The organism is Mucilaginibacter sp. P4_G9, from assembly GCF_056400985.1.
The window spans coordinates 1-1,262 of the sequence record NZ_JBFUKF010000764.1 but is presented as its reverse complement, the minus strand read 5'-3'; the positions used below and the strand labels follow the sequence as shown (position 1 = coordinate 1,262).

Annotated in this window: 2 protein-coding genes; both read right to left on the bottom strand. The window is 42.1% G+C overall.

Annotated elements, in window-relative coordinates; genetic code table 11:
• Positions 1-44 precede the first annotated feature (44 nt).
• Positions 45-443 carry a hypothetical protein gene (locus AC1DPZ_RS27470; protein WP_477409498.1) on the bottom strand — a complete coding sequence of 133 codons (399 nt, stop codon included), beginning with the start codon at positions 441-443 and terminating at the stop codon, positions 45-47.
• A 10-nt stretch (positions 444-453) separates the two neighbouring features.
• A partial coding sequence (gene hemF / locus AC1DPZ_RS27465; RefSeq protein ID WP_477409496.1) for an oxygen-dependent coproporphyrinogen oxidase occupies positions 454-1,262 on the bottom strand: 809 nt, incomplete at its 5' end.

Below are 1,262 nucleotides of genomic sequence, written 5' to 3'. Positions count from 1 at the left end.
TAATTTATACACACAAGCTAATTTATTAACCCTGCAGGCTAAGTTTATTTGATCTTTACCCAGTKATCTTCAATCATATTACCATTGGGCAAAACGGTGAATAATTTAAGTGTATCATTACTAATTGTATAGGTGTATTTCACTGTTTTATTGAGTAATTCTGAGGATTGCAGGCTGTAGGTTTGTGTTTCAAAACAGGTATCAGCCTCAAGTTTGTAATCTCCTTTTTCGTAAACAACATCCTTCTCCCCTTTTTCTTTTAACACCGCTTTATAATGCGAATCATCATATACGCGTTGTAAGGAATAAGCAGTTGAAGCGCTATCTGTTTTACCATTAACAACACTGCCCCTATATTCCCAGGCGCCTTTCAGCGGAAAATCATCCATGCTAAAGGAGCACATGGTACTTATAAGTATAATTGGAAGAATAAGCTTTTTCATAGGTAATGATTTAAGCCCAGCTGATACCTTTTTTTAGCAGCGATAACGTTTTTTCTTCTTCGCTGCCGGGTACCGCCTGGTAGTTATAAACCCATTTGGCTGTGGGCGGCAGGCTCATGAGTATGGATTCGATACGTCCGTTTGTTTCGAGGCCAAATTTGGTGCCCGCGTCATAAACCAGGTTAAATTCGGCATAGCGGCTGCGGCGTTGATATTGCCACTGCTGCTGCTCATCGGTAAATGCTTTGTTGCGATTACGGTTAACCAGCTCTGTATATGCAGGAATAAATGACCTGCCCAGGGCCTTTGAAAAATCAAAGATGTTCTCCCAGCTTAACTCGTCATTAGCGGTTAACCGGTCGTAAAAAATACCACCTATCCCCCGTGTTTCGTTTCGGTGTTTGATATAGAAGTAATCATCCGCCCAAAGTTTAAAACGGTGATAAAAATCATGATAATAACTGTCGCAAACAGCTTTTAAATTGGCGTGAAAGAAACGGGCATCTTCCTCAATTACGTAATGCGGAGTAAGATCGATACCTCCGCCAAACCATCTTATTGGTTTTTCGGCACCGCCAAAAGAAGATGGCATCTCGAAATACCTGATGTTCATATGGATAATAGGAACCAAAGGATGGTTTGGGTGGATCACTATAGATACCCCGGTAGCAAAAAAATCATCTGACTCCACCTGCAGCGCCCTTTTCATGGTATCGGGTAATTGACCATGTACTGCCGAAAAGTTTACCCCGCCCTTTTCAAAAATATTTCCATTTTGGATTACGCGTGTACGGCCCCCGCCGCCGCCTTCCCTTTCCC